The following is a 16,027-nucleotide window of genomic DNA, read 5'->3' as shown; positions in this document are numbered from 1 at the left end:
CTATGAGTTTTCCCGGAAGAGTTGCAATATTAGGGGGTGGTACATGGGCGACCGCATTAGCCAAAATTGTGCTGGTTCGCGAAAAGCATATCAATTGGTATATGCGCCGTCCCGATCAGATTGAGGACTTTAAGAAACTGGGGCATAACCCTTCTTATCTGTCAAATGTCGAATTCAATCTGGATAGGATTACATTTTATTCTGATATAACTGAAGTGTTCGAAAATTCGGATACGCTCATTCTGGCTGTGCCTTCACCGTTTTTAAAGATACATCTTGAAAAATTGAAAACAGATATCAGTAATAAATTTATAGTTTCGGCAATAAAAGGTATTATTCCTCCCGAGAATCTTGTTGTTACGGATTATCTATCCGAATATTACAATATTCCGGCAGAGAATATCGCCATTATAGCAGGACCTTGTCATGCTGAAGAAGTCGCATTAGAGCGTCTGACATATCCGACTATTGCCTGTGCCGATGTTGAAAAAGCAAAAGCTTTGGCTTACCTTTTTGATAATAGATTTATTAAAACATCCGTTTCTACTGATGTTACAGGTATAGAGCTGGCTGCCGTGCTTAAAAATGTATACGCTATCGCTGCAGGTATATGCCATGGATTGAAATATGGTGATAATTTCCAAGCGGTTCTGGTATCGAATGCTATAACCGAAATGGAACGCTTTACGGATGCTGTTTCTCCAATCGAACGTAATATTCAGGATTCGGCTTATTTGGGTGATCTTTTGGTTACATGCTATTCTAGTTTCAGCCGTAATCGCACTTTTGGGTCGATGATCGGTAGAGGCTATTCGGTAAAAGCAGCCCAGATAGAGATGGAAATGGTAGCGGAAGGCTATTACGGCACGAAGTGTATTATGGAAATGAACGAGAAGTGCCAGATAAAGATTCCTATTGCAGATACAGTTTATCGTATTTTGTACGAGAATGTTTCAGCTAGAGAGGAGATAAAAAGATTAAGAGAACAAATTTTAAAATAAAGAATAAATTAGGCTATGGATAAAAATATCAATTTAGACATTACTAAAGCCTTAGGCTTCGTTGACCAAAACGAAATAAACAGCCAAGCTGCTTTAGCTAAAAAATGCAACGAAACATTACATAACGGTTCAGGTAAAGGAAACGACTATCTAGGATGGTTAAACCTACCTTCATCAATTACAGATGCTGAACTGAAAGATATAGAAGATACAGCAAAAGCACTAAGAGCAAAATGCGATGTAATTGTTCTTATTGGTATCGGAGGTAGTTACTTAGGTTCGAGAGCAGTTATCGATTCACTATCGAATGCTTTCGACTGGTTGCAAACAGACCGCAAAAATCCTGTTATTCTTTATGCAGGAAATAATATCGGAGAAGATTACTTGGTTGAACTACTTGCTTATCTGAAAGGTAAATCATTTGGTTTGATCAATATCTCTAAATCGGGAACAACTACTGAGCCTGCTTTGGCTTTCCGTATTTTGAAAGCGGAACTGGAAAAAGCTGTTGGTAAAGAAGAAGCTAAATCTCGTATTGTAGCTATTACAGATGCCGCTCGCGGAGCATTATACACATCAGCAACAAAAGAAGGATATAAGAAATATGTTATTCCTGATAATGTAGGTGGTCGTTATTCTGTATTGACTCCTGTTGGTTTATTACCTATCGCATTGGCTGGGGTTAATATCCGTCAACTGGTAGCCGGAGCTGTTCACATGGAAGAGCAAACTGCACCTTCTGTTCCATTCGAAAAGAATATTGCAGAGATATATGCAGTTACCCGTAACGAACTGTATAAGAAAGGAAAGAAAATAGAAATACTTGCTAACTTCAATCCTAAGCTACATTATATCGCTGAATGGTGGAAACAACTTTACGGCGAAAGCGAAGGTAAAGATCATAAAGGTATTTTCAATGCAGCGGTTGATTTTACAGCCGACTTGCACTCTATGGGTCAATGGATTCAAGAGGGAGAGCGTACTATTTTCGAAACTGTTCTTTCAGTGAAGAACCCGAACGAAACACTTACAGTACCTTCTGATGAGGCAGACTTAGACGGATTGAACTTCCTTGCAGGTAAACGTGTCGATTTCGTAAACAAAATGGCAGAGTTGGGAACTCAACTAGCTCACGTAGACGGAGGTGTTCCTAATATTAAAGTAGAGATTCCTCGTTTGGATGAATACAGTATCGGTCAATTACTTTACTTCTTCGAAAAAGCTTGCGGTATCAGCGGTTATATCTTAGGAGTGAATCCATTCGACCAACCGGGAGTAGAGGCATACAAGAAAAATATGTTTGCGCTACTTGACAAACCGGGTTTTGAAAAAGATAGTGAAGCTATTAAAAAACGTTTGTAATAAATAGAAAATGGAGCAAATTAAGGAGCAGAAAAAACACTTGTTAGGCATGACACTGGACGAACTTCGTTTGGTGGCAGAAGAGTGTGGTTTGCCTAAATTTGCTGCTAAACAAATAGCCGATTGGGTATATAAAAAGAATGTATCGTCTGTAGATGAAATGACTAATATCTCTGTTGCAAACAGAGCATTGTTGTCTGAGAAATATGATATAGGGCGTTATAACCCTCTCGAATTTCAAGAGTCGGTAGATGGTACGGTTAAGTATCTGTTCAAGACTGAGAAAGACAAGCTGATCGAATCGGTAATGATTCCCGAAGACGACAGAGCTACGCTTTGTGTTTCGTCGCAGGTAGGATGCAAAATGAATTGTTTATTCTGTATGACAGGTAAGCAAGGATTTAATGGTAATCTGACTGCAAATGAGATATTGAATCAGATGTATTCTGTTCGTGAAGCCGAAGCATTGACGAATGTCGTTTTTATGGGAATGGGAGAACCTTTAGATAATTACGAAGAATTGAAAAAGGTACTCGATATAATGACTGCCGACTATGGTATGGCTTGGAGTCCAAAGCGTATAACGGTTTCAACAACAGGGGTAACGCCTAAGTTGAAGCGTTTTCTGGATGAAAGTAATGCTCATTTGGCAATCAGTATTCATAGTCCCGAGAAGGCGCAACGGTTATCTATTATGCCTGTCGAAAAAGCATTTCCGATGGCAGATGTGTTAGACTTGCTTCGTCAGTACGATTGGTCTAAGCAGCGTCGTCTGTCGTTCGAATATATTATGTTCGACAATTTCAATGATTCTATTATTCATGCCAAAGAGTTGGCGCAGGAAATAAGGGGATTAGATTGCAGAGTAAATCTGATTCGTTTCCATGCTATTCCTAATGTCGATTTGAAAACATCGACAAAAGAAAAGATGGAGGCTTTCAGAGATTATCTGACTAAGAAAGGGGTTACTTCTACTATTCGTTCTTCACGTGGTGAAGACATATTTGCGGCTTGCGGTATGTTATCGACGGTGAAGAGTAAACAAAATAATGATCAATCTTTAATATGATAAAAGTAGGAATTACGCACGGAGATATAAACGGAATAGGCTATGAAGTTATACTAAAGACTTTTGGCGACATCCGTATGGCAGAAATGTGTATCCCTGTTATATATGGTTCGCCTAAGGCAGCAGCCTATCATCGTAAGGCATTAGATTTGCCTGCCGTAGCATTCAATCAGATAACTGATGCGAAAGAAGCGGTGGTGAATAAGGTGAATATAATAAACTGTATTGGCGAGGATGTTAAGGTTGAGCTGGGTGTTTCGAGTGAAGCTGCAGGTAATGCTGCATTTGCTGCATTAGAACGTGCATGTGCCGACCTTCAAAACGGATTGATTGATGTTCTGGTAACAGCACCTATCAATAAGCATAATATACAGCGTGAAGACTTTCATTTTCCCGGGCATACCGAATATCTGGAAGAGAAATTTGGCAAAGCAGGAGACAAGAGTCTGATGATTCTTGCAAAAGATAATCTTCGTGTTGCTTTGGTAACAGGACATATTCCTTTGTCCGAAATTCCTCAAAAACTTACAAAAGAAAGAATTGTCGAAGCTGCGAAGCTATTCGAAACAAGTCTTAAACGTGATTTTAGAGTAGGTAATCCTCGTATTGCAGTATTGTCACTCAATCCGCATGCCGGAGAAAATGGTTTGCTAGGATCGGAGGAAAATGATATTATTATTCCGGCTATAAAGGAACTTCAAGAGAAACATAGTTTATGTTTTGGTCCTTATGCTGCCGATGGATTTTTCGGTTCTTCGGATTTCATGAACTTCGATGGTATTTTAGCGATGTATCACGATCAGGGCTTGGCTCCGTTCAAAACAATTGCGATGGAAGAGGGTGTCAATTTTACGGCAGGTCTGCCTGTTATTCGTACCTCACCTGCACATGGCACAGCTTATGCTCTTGCCGGAAAGAATGAAGCATCGGAAGAGTCGTTCCGTCAGGCTGTTTATATGGCTATCGATACATATCAAAACAGAACAGAATACGATAAGGCATATGTTAATCCACTAAGAAAACTTTATGTTGAGCGAGGTGGAGACAATGAAGTGCTCGATTTAACAAAGGAAGAATAACTTCTTTTTAATATAACAGGTTTTATAGACCTTGATTAAACTTATTGACTGTTTTTCAGTCAAAGAATATTCGAATTGATTATATGAATTATGCTATAATAGCAGCCGGAGAAGGTTCAAGACTTGCTCAAGAAGGCGTTGCTTTACCAAAACCTTTGGTAAAACTAAATGGAAAAGAAATGATTCGACGTCTGATTGATATCTTTCTTGCAAATGATGCGTCTTCGATAAGTATTATTGTAAACGAGCAAATGACTCAGGTACAGGAGTATGTTTCAGGGTTGAAATTGGATGTGCCATTAAATATTGTAGTTAAATCTACACCTAGTTCGATGCATAGTTTTTTCGAACTTTGTGACTTCCTTCGTGACGGGAAGTTTTGTTTAACAACTGTCGATACAATATTTAAAGAAGACGAATTTAGCAAATATATACAAGCCTTTATTGCAGACAAAGATGCCGATGGCATGATGGCTGTAACGGACTATATTGATGACGAGAAGCCGCTTTATGTTGGTGTAAACAACGATATGAAGATCACAGGGTTCTTGGATTCTTGCGATAATTGTAAATATATTTCAGGTGGTATCTATGGATTAACACCTAAAGCGATTAAAACGCTTGAAGATTGTCTTAATACAGGGCAATCCCGCATGCGCAATTTTCAGCGACAACTGGTTTCAGATAAATTGAATCTGAAAGCATTTCCATTTGCCAAAATTGTGGATGTAGACCATGCAGAAGATATTATAAAAGCAGAGCAATTTCTGAAAAGCTAAACTGTAACTGCACTATATAAAAATAGTTATGTCAAAAACGAAAATCGTAGGAGTCAAAAGAAAGACAAAGTATTCGCCCAATCATATCGGTAACGATGGTATGATTTTTAATCTGACTACAGATAGCTTACGCGAAATGGGTTATGAAGTAGAAGAGTTCACAGAGGCGGAATTTGTAGTAGGTAGCGAAAGCGGGCAATATATATTTAATATGGCTCGCGATAAAAGTACAATAAGAAGGCTACAGAAGCTAGAGAAGCAAGGTTCTGTTATCATCAATTCGGCTTTCGGAATAGATAATTGTACACGTGGTAAAATGACGCGTCTTTTATTGGATAATAATATACCACATCCTGCAAGTATAATAATAGATGTAAACGATGATCCTACCGAAGGTCTTAACGAGATAGGTGCTAAGGCGTATTGGATAAAAAGAGGAGACTTTCATGCTATCCACAGAGAAGATGTGACTTATGCCAGAAGCATGGAAGAGGTGAAGTCTATTTTACAGGAGTTTGCATTTCGCGATATTCCCAATGCTGTGATAAATGAACATTTGGTAGGTGACCTTGTTAAATTTTATGGTGTTGCCGATACCGATTTCTTCTATTGGTTCTATCCTTACGATTTGAATCATAGTAAATTCGGATTGGAAGTGATAAATGGAACAGCAAAAGAATTTCCTTTTTCGGCAGAAGACCTGAAACGAGAATGTGACAAAGCCGGAGAAATACTCGGCGTGAGAATATATGGCGGTGACTGTGTTGTTGCAGCCGACGGATCATTTAAGATTATTGATTTTAACGACTGGCCTAGTTTCGCACCTTGTAGAGAAGAGGCCGCACCCAAAATTGCCGAATGTATCCATAAGCAAATAATAAAGAATAGTTGAGGATTATTTTTTCCTTAGCAAAAAGTTAGTTATATTGAACAAGATGGAAAATACTAAACCCTCAATTGAATCGACGCTCAAGTCGATGGACACAGAAGAGCCTATAGATATCTATTTTTACAGACCTATCGGTTACCGTTGGGCCTTATTGTTTCAAAAACTAGGCATCAGCCCTAATGCTGTAACGATTGCCAGTATATTCCTTGGGGTGGGAGCCGGAGTTTGTTTCTATTTTGACAATTTATGGATCTCAATACTTGGCATTGTCTTGTTAGTATGGGCTAATTCATACGATAGTGCGGATGGACAGTTGGCACGTATGACAAAGCAGTTCTCGGCTTTAGGTCGCGTGCTCGATGGTTTTGCAGGTGATCTGTGGTTTGCTGCTATCTATATTGCCATTTGCATGCGATTAGATGATGAGTGGGGCGGTTGGATATGGGTGTTAGCTGCATCTGCCGGATATTTCCATGCCAAACAAGCCGCTATGGCTGATTATTATCGTAATGTGCATTTACTTTTTCTGAAAGGTAAATCGGGTAGTGAGCTTGATAATACAATAGAACTGACCGCTAAATATAACAGTTTGTCGTGGAGCAAAAACTTTTTTGCTAAACTTGTGGCATTTTTTTATCGTAATTATACGAAAGATCAGGAAAATTGGTCTCCTGCATTTCAGAAGATGTTTAGGTTACTCAAAGATAAATTCGGAGAGACAGCACCCGAATCATTCAGAACTGCTTTCAGAGCGAAAAGTTTGCCATTGATGAAGTGGACAAATATACTTTCGTTCAACACGAGAGCCATCGTTCTTTTTATAGCAATTCTAGTCAAGGAACCATGGATATATTTTGTTTTCGAACTTCTTATATTAAATGTACTACTTGTTTATATGGTAAGAAGCCACGAGAAGATGTGTAAAAAATTCTCTGCTGAAATAGCTAAGGGGAAGTATTAAAAAATAAATAATTAAGAATAGAATGTTCAAACTCGAAGATATAAAAGGAATTATATTTGATTACGGCGGTACTATCGACAGTAATGGAAAACATTGGGCGGAGGTGCTGTGGGAATCTTACCAAGATCAGCAGATACCTGTAACGAAGGAGGCTTTTCGCGAAGCTTTTGTCTATGTGGAACGCTATTTGGCTGTACACCCAATAATCAAAGAAGAAGATAATTTCTGTATTCTGCTCAATAAAAAAGTTGATTTGCAGATTGGTTATCTTTTCGATAAAGGCTACTTAACAGCAAATGATAAAAAAGCGGAATATAGCCTTGCGGTTTCGACCCAATGTTATAACTTTGTCAAAGGTTTGATCTCGAAGGAGAAGCCTGTTTTGGAACAGTTGCATGCTAAATATCCGATGGTGGTTGTTTCTAACTTCTACGGTAATATCCATGCTGTTTTGAAGGATTTTGATCTACTTGACTGTTTCGATGAGATTATCGAGTCGGCGGTAGTTGGTATAAGAAAACCAGACCCAGCGATATTTACTTTGGGTGTAGAGAAATTAAATTTACCTGCATCTAATATAGTTGTGATAGGAGACTCTTACAAGAAAGATATAGTTCCGGCTATGGAAAACGGTTGTAAGACTATCTGGCTGAAAGGTCTTGGTTGGGAAAAAGATGACGAAAGTGCTACGGCAGACGTTGTTATCACAGACTTCATGGAGTTGAAGGATGTCTTTCATCTGAAATAAGAAGATTGAAAGTAATGTACTTGATTTTTTGATGATATTATAGCGCCAGCTATATTGTTGCTGCCAATAATGGAAGTCTTAAACACTGTTTGAGATGGAAAATATCGGGTTGGGATAATAAAATGGTAGTGAGGATATATTTGATGCTATTCTATTATATGTTATTCGTTGGAATAACAGAATTTAATGTAAGCCGCGGGTTGCGGTATAACTTAAAATTTTTATAAAAAATGGGAAAAGTACAAGTGAAAGAAGCCAAGGGAAAACTTGGTATTCTTACTGTTGGCGTAGGTGCAGTTTCGACTACATTTATGGCAGGAACGTTGTTAACACGTAAAGGACAAGGTGTTCCTGTAGGGTCAATTACTCAATTGGCTACAATGCGTTTAGGGAAAAGAGAAGAAAACCGCTTTCCTAAAATTAAAGATGCGGTGCCTTTGGCAGATCTTAATGATGTAGTATTCGGAGGATGGGATATCTTTGAAGATAATGCATACGAGGCTGCAAAACATGCTGATGTTTTAACGAATGAAGACCTGGACAAGGTGAAAGATGAAATGATAGCTATCAAACCGATGAAAGCTGTATTTGATCAGGAATTTGTTAAACGTTTGCACGGTACTTGGGTGAAATCGGCTCCTACTAAATGGGACTTGATGGAACAAGTAAAACAAGACATCGAAGACTTCAAAAAACAAAATAATTGCGATCGTATCGTAGTTATCTGGTGCGGTAGTACCGAAGTATTCACTCCACTGGGTGAAGTTCACAAAACACTTGCTTCTTTAGAAAAAGGAATGAAGGAAAATCATAAAGATATAGCTCCTTCAAACGTTTATGCTTATGCAGCAGTGTCTATGGGTATACCTTATATCAATGGTGCTCCTAACCTGACAGTTGATATTCCTGCAATGTGGGAATTGGCTGCTAAGACTCAAACTCCAATTTGTGGAAAAGACTTTAAAACAGGACAAACGATGTTGAAGACAGTATTGTCTCCGATGTTGAAAACTCGTATGTTGGGTCTTGAAGGATGGTTCTCTACAAATATTCTTGGTAACCGCGACGGCGAAGTTCTTGACGATCCGGGTTCATTCAAAACAAAAGAAGAATCGAAACTGTCTGTTATCGATAATATTCTTCAACCTGAATTGTATCCTGAACTTTACGGTAATGTATACCACAAAGTTCGTATCAATTACTATCCACCTCGCAAAGACGATAAAGAGGGATGGGATAACATCGACCTTTTCGGATGGTTGGGTTACAAAATGCAATTGAAAGTGGATTTCCTTTGTAAGGATTCTATTCTAGCTGCTCCTTTGTGTCTTGACCTTGTGTTGTTCTCTGATTTGGCTAAACGTGCAGGTATGAGTGGAATACAAGACTGGTTGTCTTTCTATTTCAAAAGCCCTATGCATGAGCCTGCTAAGATTGCAGAACACGACTTGTTTATCCAATATGTGAAGTTAAAAAATACGCTTCGCAAAATGATCGGTGAAGAAACAGTAGATTTTATCGACTAATTAATTAGTCTTCCTAGTGATATTTATGAAAGGAGCTATTCGTGTGAATAGCTCCTTTTTTATTGTGTTTAGTATTCAGGTAGTTGTTTTGAATCCTATGGCTTCAAGATGGCGCTGAAACCAAGGCTGATTTTTCACTTCTTTATCAAATTGGTCGAGGAACTTTTTGTAGTTGTCTTTCCAGTTACTTTTTTTATTTGATGCCTCATCAAATAATTTATTAAAATAAAAATTGTAGCTTAACTCTTCAGTGGTTTGTATCTGATTTACAAGGCTTCTAAAATGTGTTTTTAGATATTCTTTGATTAATACTTGGGCTTCGTTTTTATGATATAACTGATCTAAGTTAGCTATGAAGCTGGTTTCGAAATCGGCGAAATCCTTTTGAAGTTTTAGATATTCTTGTAGATAAGAAATGTAAAGTTCGTTGTACTTTTTTTCTGAATCTTGAGAATTGTTACTAAAAATATATTTAAGAGGACTAAAGTGGTCTTCTTTAAGCCTCTGTAATATTTCATTTTTGCATTTGAGTGTATCTATATCTTTATTAGCATAACCATCTAGAAAAGTTTTGAATGTAGTGGTGTGTAATTTATATATATCGGTTTCAGATTCATGTTTGTATAGCGAATTTACTCCTGGTATAACTAAATAATAGTGCCCCCTTTCTTGTTTTAATACAGATGATGCATTTATTAATTTCAGCCCTTCTTCCTTTGTTTTAAATTCAACGCTGTTTAATAAGTCTTTCAATATTGTTTTATTACGATCATACCATTTTAAGAATTGGTTCTTCAATTCATCTTCTGACATCTTGACACCTTCACTAAACTCTTTTTGTGTAATAATTTCTTCTCCTTTTATTTTTGCGAAATAAGTATTAAGTACAACAGGATTTCCCAATGAGTATATATCACTTCCTTTTTTATTAAATAATAACTCCAATATACGAAAGCTAGTATTGATTTTTGCTGTATTTAAGCAAATAGGTTTAATTGATTTGACGATGAATTCATCGTTAGGATGCACAGTCGGCTTGGATTCGTTATTCACTATATTTTTTGATATTGCTTCTATATTACGGTTATTGAGACTATAATGAGAACCATTAAACCAAAGTATCCCATCCTCTTGAGGCAAATTTGTATATATATTCTTATCCAGAATATTCAAGTATTCTATAAGTAGTAGATCGTACAGATATATGATGTAATTACCATCGGTATCTTTTGCAAAAGTGCCATGGAACTTTATATTTTCGGTTATTTTTCTTAGTATGCGCAACGTAAGCCGTTCTTTTATATCTTCAATAAACGATTTTATATATTCATATTCCTTGCTAATTGCTTCAATAGAGAGTTCGTTGGCAATGTCTGTTGTAGCCATTTTTACATATTCTACCCAAGGCATAATAGGTAAAGAATATGACAGGGTAAATATTTTCTGTAAATACTCTTGGGGATTGCATAAATTAGTATCAAGTGTTTTTACAATATATTCTTCATCGTAAGGAACAATGAATATCGTGTTTTTAAAGTTAGCACTATTCCTTACCAACTGTAAAACATATTGCATCTCTTTTGCATTCAATCGGTCTATATCGTCTATAAAGATCATCAGTGGAACATCCAACTTAGCTATATTATTACTTACCTCGCTAAATCTTTTTTCGATAGATTCATCCCCGACTAGCGGCAAAAGAGATAAAAGTGTGGATACTGTCCCGAAATTTCCTTTTGCTAATGCCTGCGCATATTTGTTTATCGATTTTTGTACTGTATAATGATCTAATTTATCTTTTAGCCCGTCTCTCAATGTATCCAAGAAATCTTGCATTATTTGTTTCGTGTCGGTACTAAACCAAGGGTTGAACTTAATTATAATCGCCTTTTTGTAAAACGTTGATTCGCTATCCTTATTTATTTGTTCTTCTATCAGATTCAGATATGATGTTTTACCCGATCCCCAGCTACCACGAAGACTGACAGTAAGGGCTTCTTGTTGATAGAGATTTTTATTTTCTTTTTTAGATAGGAGGGTCAGTAATAAGTTGTTTACTATGTCTTCTTTATAACACAGTTTATCATTATTAAGCCATCCAATAATAGGGCTGTGTGGGCTTCTTGTTTGCGCTGGCTGCACTTTTTTCTTAGAATAAATTAAATAAACAACGCCTATAGAGGTTATTGTAACGAATACATCAAAAAAAGTAATTACCGAATAGTAAGACAAAAACGTCCAATCAAAGTGGGGTATTATATCTAACCTGTATAGCAAGTAAATAATAAGGGCAGGTAAATAATATGAAAAGAACCATTTATTACCTTTTATTTTTTCTCTGTAAAAATAAAGGGTGGCTACTATAAATATAGGGAAGCCGATCTTAACAACCCAAGAATCCAGTTTTAGGTTATCGCATACAACTTTAATAAAAACGGAGGATATAATAGGCTGCAAAAGCTCTATTAAGAACAGCGCAATAATAGAGTAAATAAAAGGTCGTATGTATTTCGTAATTTTCATAGTATTCGTTTTTTTGTCTTCTCTACCATTTCTTCAACTCCTGATACAACCGTTGTACAGGCAATCCCATTATATTGAAATAAGAACCTGAAATATATTCCACAGCGATATACCCTATCCACTCTTGCACACCGTATGCTCCGGCTTTGTCTAAGGGCTTATATTTAGTTACGTAATACTCTATCTCCGATTCTTCGATGAGGGCGAATCTGACCTCTGAGGATACGCCAAAGGTATGCTGTTTCTCTTTTGTCGTGATGCAGACTCCTGTTATTACCTGATGAGTTTTACCCGATAGTTCACGAAGCATTTGCTTAGCCTCTTCTTCATCTATGGGTTTTCCATATACTTTTCCATCAAGTAGAACGATTGTATCAGCGGTAATAAGAACGGTATTATCTTTCAGGCAATCGAAGTAAGCATTCGCTTTCTTTTTAGCTATATAGATAGCAACATCTTCTTTTTTTATATTATCCGGATATGATTCATCTATATCGGGCAGAATCTTGATTGTGTAGTTGATGTCTAAACCCGAAAGTAATTCCTTCCTGCGGGGAGAGTTCGACGCAAGTATTACTTGATATTGAGATAAGTTCATTTATTATTTCTTTTTATAACGCTGTTCTAAGGCGAGTAACTGGCGTTTAGCATCGAGGCCATAGGCATATCCGCCCAATCCTTTGCCTTCGTTCACCACACGGTGGCAAGGTACTATAATGGCGATATTATTCTTTCCGTTGGCTGACCCTACGGCTCTAAAGCCTTTGGGTGATCCTATTGCTTGGGCTTGTTCTTTATAAGATACAGTTTCGCCATAAGGTATACTGCACAGGTATTCCCATGCTTTTTGTTGAAAATCTGTTCCTTCCTGCATAAGCGGCAGGTCGAAATCAAGTCTTTTTCCTGCGAAATATTCGTCTAATTGTTTTATTGCTTCAGCTAATGTTTCTGTGATTGGCTGTGCTGCATCGAGAGCTTTTTCAACAAAACGAAGGGCTGTGATGTGACCATAATCATCCTCGATCTCAAGTATGCCCACGGGAGACTCGTAATAGACTTTCATAATGTTATCATTTAGATCTCCAGCTCCAGTTAATCATTTGGCGTAGCCGCCCTAAGAAGCGTTTTGACGGTTTGTCTCGTAGATACGATTCGATATGTCTTTTCTTTTTGTCCTCCAATATTTCATCCTTGTTGATAAGGATACCTGTTTCTTCCACATTACCAAAAGTTTCGTTGACAGCTGTTCCGAATACTTTCATCTGTGGCGAAAGGCTCATATAGGCATTTACAAGAGGTGGTATATTCAGTCCGAATTTACGGACAGAGGTGTTTAATAATCGATAATCAGCCTTAAAAGATTCACCTGTAAACATCCTGCTTAATTTCCTTTTATCCGAAGTGATATGAAGTGCATGTTTAGGCCAAACCAATTTCTCCATATCGGGGAAATATAAGTTCATGAAGTATAAGATCATGTCTCGGGCTTGTGTATTGTAGGTATCGTACATGGTTACCTTACCGAAGAAATATTTCATCGATGGGTCGGCAACAGACAACGCTCCTAATCCGTCCCAAAGATTGTCGAGAGCAAATATGCCTTTCGATCCGGCTAATGTAGATTGATATTCAAGTGTAACGAACGAACGTCCGAGTTCGAATGTGTATGGAAGATATTCGTCTATAAACTTCTTAGAGAAATGGAAAAGATGGGATGTGGCTAAAATCGGTTCACCATTTTCATCAAAACGAATATCCGGACCACAAATAAAACGATAGCCTCCAATTATTTCTTCAGCTTCGGGATTCCATACGATTAATTGCTTGTAGGGATTGTCCATTATATCGTACTCGTCGAGATCTACGGGTTTACCTGTGCCTCCACCGTAATATCTGAAAGCAATCTCGCGTAATCGCCCGATCTCTTGCATCACATTAGGTGAATTATGATGAGTGATAATGTAGATTTCATTATGAGCCTTGTTGGTCTTTCGCAAGAATTTATCTCTGGAAAGTTCGGCTTTCAATAAATCCCTATCGATGGGTGGAATAATAGCTGCGTCCATTGATTATTTATTTGATTCTCCCAGTTTATAAGCCGTCTCTTTTACATATTCAGCCCATTGTTGCGCACTTTTCGAGTGATCGAAAGTGGAGTAAGGAATGGGTTGTCCGAAAGTAATAGAGAAGGTTTTATTTTTATTCTTGAACATCTCGTCGGGCAATAAAACCATTTCGATATTAAATTTTATACCCAGACGTTTTCTAGCATTTGCAAATCTATAAAAGAAATTTGAATTACGCCCCCTAAAGTAGACAGGAACTATGTCTCTTTTCGATTCTATAGCCTTTTGTATGAAGTTTTTTTTCCATTCGAGGTCGTATATTCTTCCATTTTGTTTTCTCGAACACAGCCCTGCCGGAAAAGTGATTATTTGGCTGTCAGATTCGAAGGCCTCGTTCGTTTCTTTGGCTACCTGTTTTGCTTGTGTACCATGTTTGTTGATTGGTAGGAAAATAGGTTGTAGGTTTCGGATGTAATACAGAATATCATTAACCACATACTTGATTTTCTTGTCATACTTTTTGCCGATAATAGCTGAAAGACAGATACCATCTAAGCCGCCTAAAGGATGATTGGAAACAAAAATATATCTGCCATCTATTGGTATGCTGTCGAGCCCATCCACATCAAGTGTTAAGTTAAAGTAGCCGACAACGGATTCCATAAAATCAACACCTTGCTTGTCTACATATATGGTCAGAATTTCATTTAACTCATCCACATGCACTTTCCTTTTCAGGTAGTTGATCGCGAAACGAGGTATTTTGTTATAGATTTTAGGAGCCTTGCTTTGCAGGACTTTATCCAGATCTAATTTCATCGGTTCTTGGCTCATATTTTACAGGCTATATCACAGTTTTATATATACAAAAATACTTGTTTTTGTCCAATGTAAGATTTAATATATGTCAAATATTCATATAAATCTAATAGGGGTGTATGGGCAAATGAACTTATGGTTATATTTGCGGTTCATATAATAATAAATAGGTCACGGACCTTCAATAAACTAAATGAATGAAAAATAAAATATTATTCCCTGTTCTGGCTGTGGTTCTTTTGTCACTTAGCCTGTTAGATAGTGCTAATGTGTTTGGGCGATCGGCTCGTGAAGAAAAAAAGGATTCTGCTATTGTAACCTTGTCGGCAGCAAGCTATGAGAGTGAGACTGCTAAAGGTGTCGTTTTGGTTGATTTCTGGGCTCCATGGTGCGGTCCTTGTCGCAAGATGAACCCGATACTCGAAGAAGTTGCAGACGAGTTTAAGGGCACTGCCAAGATTGCGAAATTGAATGTGGATAATTATAAGAAGTTTGCCATTGATAAACAGATTCAAGGGATTCCTGCAATTATTGTTTATAAAGATGGCAAGGAGATAGATCGCATTGTCGGGCTGATTTCAAAAGCCGATCTGACAAAAGCAATAAAAGAATATATCGCTATCACTGAGTGATCCAATCGAAATTAAGATAGGGTATCGCCAGTGGCGCAACTCGTTTTACAAGAGGGTAGGTGTGAGATTTCTCATACACATCCTCTTTTATTATGAGGTTGCTTTGGTCTATCTCCGAAATTAGATTGACTAATATACTTACTGCTATAAGCCATTTAGCACAACAAAATATGGCCCCTGCAATTCTATTCAGGGCATTCATCTCCATTGCTTTTACAGCCGATTGAACAGCTTTCCCCAGTAATATTAATGAGGTAATAATCAGAAGGAAGGCTACAACGTACGATATTGGACCGATAACGTGCGGTGATCCATCTGTCAAGCTGATAATCTTAGGTGCTATATAACCCGACAATTTTCCCGCAAATATGGCTCCAAGTATTAATCCTGCCAGTGATGCGGCCTGCATAACGAATCCCGAAGTGAATCCCTTGATAAGGGTTGCAGCAACCAGAATTATTATAACAAGATCAAACCAATTCATATCAACTAATTTATAAACGAAACATACATAAACAACAAAAGTAAGAATTAATACTAATTCTTACTTTGTTTGCAAAAGCAAAATATCTT

At 37.5% G+C, this 16,027-nt stretch carries 16 protein-coding genes; 10 read left to right on the top strand and 6 right to left on the bottom strand.

Annotated elements, in window-relative coordinates:
- Positions 1–2: 2 nt before the first annotated feature.
- The 9 genes from G7Y57_RS10895 to G7Y57_RS10855 all read left to right on the top strand — a co-directional run bounded on the left by G7Y57_RS10895 (position 3) and on the right by G7Y57_RS10855 (position 9,414).
- Positions 3–1,001: an NAD(P)H-dependent glycerol-3-phosphate dehydrogenase gene (locus G7Y57_RS10895; protein ID WP_165023802.1), complete on the top strand. Its 999-nt coding sequence runs from the start codon at positions 3–5 to the stop codon at positions 999–1,001.
- 15 nt (positions 1,002–1,016) lie between these two features.
- The gene (locus tag G7Y57_RS10890; protein ID WP_165023800.1) at positions 1,017–2,363 is read left to right on the top strand and encodes a glucose-6-phosphate isomerase; all 1,347 of its coding nucleotides are present in this window, start codon (positions 1,017–1,019) and stop codon (positions 2,361–2,363) included.
- A gap of 10 nt (positions 2,364–2,373) precedes the next feature.
- Complete coding sequence (gene rlmN / locus G7Y57_RS10885; RefSeq protein WP_165023797.1) at positions 2,374–3,432, top strand: 23S rRNA (adenine(2503)-C(2))-methyltransferase RlmN; 1,059 nt, start codon at positions 2,374–2,376, stop codon at positions 3,430–3,432.
- Positions 3,429–4,511, top strand: coding sequence for a 4-hydroxythreonine-4-phosphate dehydrogenase PdxA (pdxA, locus tag G7Y57_RS10880; protein ID WP_165023795.1), 1,083 nt, complete (start codon positions 3,429–3,431; stop codon positions 4,509–4,511). The genes rlmN and pdxA overlap by 4 nt, the downstream gene beginning before the upstream one ends.
- An 83-nt stretch (positions 4,512–4,594) precedes the next feature.
- Positions 4,595–5,290: an NDP-sugar synthase gene (locus tag G7Y57_RS10875; protein ID WP_165023792.1), complete on the top strand. Its 696-nt coding sequence runs from the start codon at positions 4,595–4,597 to the stop codon at positions 5,288–5,290.
- A gap of 28 nt (positions 5,291–5,318) precedes the next feature.
- On the top strand, positions 5,319–6,182 hold the full coding sequence (locus G7Y57_RS10870) for a hypothetical protein (protein WP_165023789.1): 864 nt from the start codon (positions 5,319–5,321) through the stop codon (positions 6,180–6,182).
- 43 nt (positions 6,183–6,225) lie between these two features.
- Positions 6,226–7,140: a CDP-alcohol phosphatidyltransferase family protein gene (locus G7Y57_RS10865; RefSeq protein ID WP_165023785.1), complete on the top strand. Its 915-nt coding sequence runs from the start codon at positions 6,226–6,228 to the stop codon at positions 7,138–7,140.
- Positions 7,141–7,162: 22 nt separating this feature from the next.
- Positions 7,163–7,888 carry an HAD family hydrolase gene (locus G7Y57_RS10860; protein ID WP_165023782.1) on the top strand — a complete coding sequence of 242 codons (726 nt, stop codon included), beginning with the start codon at positions 7,163–7,165 and terminating at the stop codon, positions 7,886–7,888.
- Positions 7,889–8,118: 230 nt separating this feature from the next.
- On the top strand, positions 8,119–9,414 hold the full coding sequence (locus tag G7Y57_RS10855) for an inositol-3-phosphate synthase (RefSeq protein WP_165023779.1): 1,296 nt from the start codon (positions 8,119–8,121) through the stop codon (positions 9,412–9,414).
- Positions 9,415–9,489: 75 nt separating this feature from the next.
- Here the strand turns inward: G7Y57_RS10855 and G7Y57_RS10850 are convergent, their stop codons facing one another.
- The 5 genes from G7Y57_RS10850 to G7Y57_RS10830 are packed head-to-tail and all read right to left on the bottom strand — an operon-like array spanning position 9,490 to position 14,837.
- Positions 9,490–11,937: a P-loop NTPase fold protein gene (locus G7Y57_RS10850; protein WP_165023777.1), complete on the bottom strand. Its 2,448-nt coding sequence runs from the start codon at positions 11,935–11,937 to the stop codon at positions 9,490–9,492.
- A 22-nt stretch (positions 11,938–11,959) separates the two neighbouring features.
- Positions 11,960–12,535, bottom strand: coding sequence for a Maf-like protein (locus tag G7Y57_RS10845; protein ID WP_165023775.1), 576 nt, complete (start codon positions 12,533–12,535; stop codon positions 11,960–11,962).
- 3 nt (positions 12,536–12,538) lie between these two features.
- Complete coding sequence (locus tag G7Y57_RS10840; RefSeq protein ID WP_165023773.1) at positions 12,539–13,000, bottom strand: methylated-DNA--[protein]-cysteine S-methyltransferase; 462 nt, start codon at positions 12,998–13,000, stop codon at positions 12,539–12,541.
- Between the two features lie 7 nt (positions 13,001–13,007).
- Complete coding sequence (locus G7Y57_RS10835) at positions 13,008–14,003, bottom strand: GNAT family N-acetyltransferase (protein ID WP_165023770.1); 996 nt, start codon at positions 14,001–14,003, stop codon at positions 13,008–13,010.
- A gap of 3 nt (positions 14,004–14,006) precedes the next feature.
- Positions 14,007–14,837, bottom strand: coding sequence for a 1-acyl-sn-glycerol-3-phosphate acyltransferase (locus G7Y57_RS10830; RefSeq protein ID WP_165023767.1), 831 nt, complete (start codon positions 14,835–14,837; stop codon positions 14,007–14,009).
- Between the two features lie 182 nt (positions 14,838–15,019).
- Between G7Y57_RS10830 and trxA the strand changes: the two genes are divergently transcribed.
- Positions 15,020–15,454 carry a thioredoxin gene (gene trxA, locus G7Y57_RS10825; RefSeq protein ID WP_165023764.1) on the top strand — a complete coding sequence of 145 codons (435 nt, stop codon included), beginning with the start codon at positions 15,020–15,022 and terminating at the stop codon, positions 15,452–15,454.
- Here trxA and G7Y57_RS10820 read toward each other — a convergent pair.
- Positions 15,444–15,938 carry a CvpA family protein gene (locus tag G7Y57_RS10820; protein WP_165023761.1) on the bottom strand — a complete coding sequence of 165 codons (495 nt, stop codon included), beginning with the start codon at positions 15,936–15,938 and terminating at the stop codon, positions 15,444–15,446. The genes trxA and G7Y57_RS10820 overlap by 11 nt on opposite strands.
- Positions 15,939–16,027: the final 89 nt, after the last annotated feature.

Source organism: Dysgonomonas sp. ZJ279 (genome assembly GCF_011039205.1).
Classification (GTDB): Bacteria; Bacteroidota; Bacteroidia; order Bacteroidales; family Dysgonomonadaceae; genus Dysgonomonas.
This window is presented reverse-complemented; position numbering and strand designations above follow the sequence as displayed.

Coding starts and splice junctions, on each gene's coding strand:
- G7Y57_RS10895 (WP_165023802.1), top strand. CDS start 3: ATGAGTTTTCCCGGAAGAGTTGCAATATTAGGGGGTGGTACATGGGCG.
- G7Y57_RS10890 (WP_165023800.1), top strand. CDS start 1,017: ATGGATAAAAATATCAATTTAGACATTACTAAAGCCTTAGGCTTCGTT.
- rlmN (WP_165023797.1), top strand. CDS start 2,374: ATGGAGCAAATTAAGGAGCAGAAAAAACACTTGTTAGGCATGACACTG.
- pdxA (WP_165023795.1), top strand. CDS start 3,429: ATGATAAAAGTAGGAATTACGCACGGAGATATAAACGGAATAGGCTAT.
- G7Y57_RS10875 (WP_165023792.1), top strand. CDS start 4,595: ATGAATTATGCTATAATAGCAGCCGGAGAAGGTTCAAGACTTGCTCAA.
- G7Y57_RS10870 (WP_165023789.1), top strand. CDS start 5,319: ATGTCAAAAACGAAAATCGTAGGAGTCAAAAGAAAGACAAAGTATTCG.
- G7Y57_RS10865 (WP_165023785.1), top strand. CDS start 6,226: ATGGAAAATACTAAACCCTCAATTGAATCGACGCTCAAGTCGATGGAC.
- G7Y57_RS10860 (WP_165023782.1), top strand. CDS start 7,163: ATGTTCAAACTCGAAGATATAAAAGGAATTATATTTGATTACGGCGGT.
- G7Y57_RS10855 (WP_165023779.1), top strand. CDS start 8,119: ATGGGAAAAGTACAAGTGAAAGAAGCCAAGGGAAAACTTGGTATTCTT.
- G7Y57_RS10850 (WP_165023777.1), bottom strand. CDS start 11,937: ATGAAAATTACGAAATACATACGACCTTTTATTTACTCTATTATTGCG.
- G7Y57_RS10845 (WP_165023775.1), bottom strand. CDS start 12,535: ATGAACTTATCTCAATATCAAGTAATACTTGCGTCGAACTCTCCCCGC.
- G7Y57_RS10840 (WP_165023773.1), bottom strand. CDS start 13,000: ATGAAAGTCTATTACGAGTCTCCCGTGGGCATACTTGAGATCGAGGAT.
- G7Y57_RS10835 (WP_165023770.1), bottom strand. CDS start 14,003: ATGGACGCAGCTATTATTCCACCCATCGATAGGGATTTATTGAAAGCC.
- G7Y57_RS10830 (WP_165023767.1), bottom strand. CDS start 14,837: ATGAGCCAAGAACCGATGAAATTAGATCTGGATAAAGTCCTGCAAAGC.
- trxA (WP_165023764.1), top strand. CDS start 15,020: ATGAAAAATAAAATATTATTCCCTGTTCTGGCTGTGGTTCTTTTGTCA.
- G7Y57_RS10820 (WP_165023761.1), bottom strand. CDS start 15,938: ATGAATTGGTTTGATCTTGTTATAATAATTCTGGTTGCTGCAACCCTT.